The sequence below is a fragment of the Paenibacillus sp. P4_E11 genome (assembly GCF_056401635.1).
The window spans coordinates 1-3,370 of the sequence record NZ_JBFUIX010000260.1 but is presented as its reverse complement, the minus strand read 5'-3'; the positions used below and the strand labels follow the sequence as shown (position 1 = coordinate 3,370).

Below are 3,370 nucleotides of genomic sequence, written 5' to 3'. Positions count from 1 at the left end.
ACCCTACGGCTCCCGCAATAACGATCAATACAAGTAATCCTATAAACAAAAAGGTAGCAGACCAAGTCTGCCCCTGTCTGCCTGAAACCAGCCGATTCACTGTTCACACAACCTTCCACGAGCTTATTTACCGCCAGTCATCGTTTGTACGGCCTGATCAAGAATGAATTCAGCAGCGAGTGGACCACGTCCCTTGGACCAAAGATCCCGGCTCACCTCTACCGCTTTTTTCTCTTTAACGGACTTCATGCTTTTATATAACGGGTTATTGGCCCATTTTTGCGGCTCTCCATAAAGGAATACGTAGTCAGGATTATATTCGACCAGACGTTCTAGGCTAAGCTTAGCAATATCTGTTTTGCTTTCAGCCGCGGATAAGTCCTTTTTACCCTCGTATAAATAATTCACACCCAGCTCAGTTAACAACGAACCTATGAATGAGGTTTTCAGCCATACTGTGGAATCATCCTCAAAGGCGCCAACGACCAGCACGCTCGGCTTGTCCTTCAGCTTCTCTTGACCGGATTTCAATTTACTCGCAATACTTTGTTTTACTTTATCCGCTTGATCTTTTTTGCCAAGAACATCGGCCAGCTGTGTGAAATTGTTCAGAATAGCCTGATAGCTGCCATCATCCAGCGCGATCGTCGGAGCAATTTCTGCTAGTTGTGTCTTAATCATCTCATGACGATTCGGACTGGCGATAATCAAATCGGGTTTCATCGATTTAAGTACCTCCAGATTGGGCTGTTTCGCTTGCCCGACATTAGTTACATTCTGCGACTTGAACGCATTTTTCAAATATTCAGGAAAGCTGGAATCCCCAATGCCTACAGAGGCAACCGGACTAACTTCCAAAGCCGTGAGCATATCAATATAAGCAAAATCAAGCGCAACAATTTTTTGGGGGACTTCTTTAAATTTCGTTTCTCCCCATACGTGCTTGATTGTTTTTTCTGTTAAGCCGGAAGCTGGTACTGCCGTTCCTTCTGTACCTTTAGCCGGGCTTGTGCTAGTGGCAGTGTTAGTTACCGATGCTCCTTGACTTTCGCCTGACTTGCCGGAACCTGAACCGCAACCTGCCAACAAAGACATACTGACCAGCAGAGCTGAACCCATAACTAAAACTGACTTTTTGAAAATAAACACTTGATAATTCCTCCCCTATATATCCGTTATTTCTCTACACACCACTAAAGACAATGAATATCATTCTCAATAAAAGACCAAAATTTATTCACTTAAAAAGTATATAGGGGGTATGTTGATTAATCCATGAAGTTTTTTGTTCAATAAGTTGGACAATTTTGACTAGCGGGCAGATGCGAACAAGTTCATAGCCTCATCTATGACTCTATCATGRCTAAGTGCCGAATAATCTATCCATGGATATAGGTCTATGGTGAACCACTGCTGGCGGCGAACGGCTGATAAGGATTTCCATTCCGTGCTTTGCCGAAGCATATGCAGCATTTTTTGATCTATTTTATCCGCTGATGCCATCAGAAGCATATAATCCGCATCATAAGCCGGCAGATCCTCTAAGGTAATCGTTTTTCTCCACTTAACGGATTTGACCTTTGGCGGCGGGGTTAATTTCAAATCCTGATAAAGCACACAACCAATATTTCTTTCCATACCATATACGCGCAGCTTGCCCCCAACAATTCGCAAAACAATTACCGTTCCCTCACCGATCTGCTGTTTAATAACCATACTCGCTTGCTCGACCTTTTGTTCATATTTATGCAGCCATTCTTTAGCTTCCTTCCTTCTGCCAACAAGCTCGGCGATTCGGTGCAGTCGGTCACGCCAGGCCATTTCCCAGTATGGAATAATGACGGTAGGTGCTATATGAGATAACTCTTGATTCCATTTAATCCACTCGGGATCACATACAATGATAGTCGGCTGCAATCGAAGCAAATCATCCATATAGGCCTCGCCATCCATCCTAATGGGGACGGTTCCCTTCAATTGTGCGTTAAAATAAGCGTTATCCCCTTCTCCTGACCCTATACCCACAGAAGCGTGCGGCTTAACGCCTAAAGCCAAAAAATCGCCATTAAAGGAATGTCTCATAGTAACCACAAGTTTACGGTTTAATTTCACATATTGAGCAGGCGAATAGCCTGTTTCCCGCTTAAACATCCGGCTAAAATAGGACTCCTCTTTGTACCCCAAATGCTGGGCAATCTCGAAAAATGACTCTTGTCCGTGAACGAGCAGCTCCTTCGCCCGATTCATACGCAGCCTCGTAATATAAGTGATCGGACTGACACCTTTCAGCTTTTTGAACAGGCGTGAATAATAGCTGGGGCTAAAACCCGCGAGGCTCGACAACATCTCCAGCGGAACTGTTTTCATATAATTCTGATGCAAATAATCTACCGTACGCTCTACGCCTGTCCGCTGCTGGTTCATCCCATCCTGTATGTCCGAGCAGACCAGATACAATAATTCATGCAGCAAGCCGGTTTGCCGATACTGCCGGCGGCCACCTTCAAGCTCTTGCATACTGATGTGGAGTTGTTCACATAGATGAAGCGCCTGCAGATGATTGCTCATATGGACCTCGCCTTCCAGCGGAAACGCGCTTCCTTCCTCTTGGTACACGGAGCTTTTCGCATTTTTTTTGATCAAAGCCTCATACGTAAAGCTGATCTCATACATAACCATCGGTTCAGAGTGCTCTGTGAAAGCTTCTACCTTCTGCCCCCTAGGAATAAATAGCAGGTTACCTGCACCGATCCGGCAGGATTGCTCATTCATCTGGAATATACCAGTCCCCTTGCAAATAACCAGTATTTTGTTGGATGAGGCTATTTGCGGAGGCAAGCTCCAATCGGCAGAGCAGCGAATATATTCAATTTCGGTCACATGAATAATCAGTGCATTGATTTGTGTAAAAATATCTGGTTTAAGCATTTGGACATCCACGAGTCCCGAAGCAAGGAATTCTTTTCCACTCGGATACGTGTTGGCATAACGGGATATACCATATATATCAAGTTCATTATCTGCGATGTTGATCAAAACTTCATCCAGTCCAATGACCGGAATAGGGTGCTCTTCAATAACAATTTTCCCAGGCTCATGCATCACTGCTGCTTTCATGGTGGTTGGTAAATGGGTAGATGTCATTTGTATTTTATCTCCTAATCACTTTAGTCAAAACGATTTTCACTCGGGAAACCATCTATTTACTATTATAAACGGAGCATCATCTCTAAGCTAGCCGATCACGTTAATCGCAAGATTGATAATTATACCAGKACATACAAAAGCGCCAACATTATAGTCAGCGCTCCAATTATTGTTCTATGGGGTGGTTTTTTTAATTTCTCATTTAGTTTGGCCCACCGCTCTA

General features: G+C 44.0%; 2 protein-coding genes. Both read right to left on the bottom strand.

Annotated elements, in window-relative coordinates; translation table 11 throughout:
- Nucleotides 1-123 precede the first annotated feature (123 nt).
- Nucleotides 124-1,149, bottom strand: a complete 1,026-nt coding sequence (locus tag AC1DWB_RS32460) for an ABC transporter substrate-binding protein (RefSeq protein WP_477545227.1) — start codon at nucleotides 1,147-1,149, stop codon at nucleotides 124-126.
- Nucleotides 1,150-1,311: 162 nt separating this feature from the next.
- Nucleotides 1,312-3,144: a helix-turn-helix domain-containing protein gene (locus tag AC1DWB_RS32455; RefSeq protein WP_477545226.1), complete on the bottom strand. Its 1,833-nt coding sequence runs from the start codon at nucleotides 3,142-3,144 to the stop codon at nucleotides 1,312-1,314.
- Nucleotides 3,145-3,370: the final 226 nt, after the last annotated feature.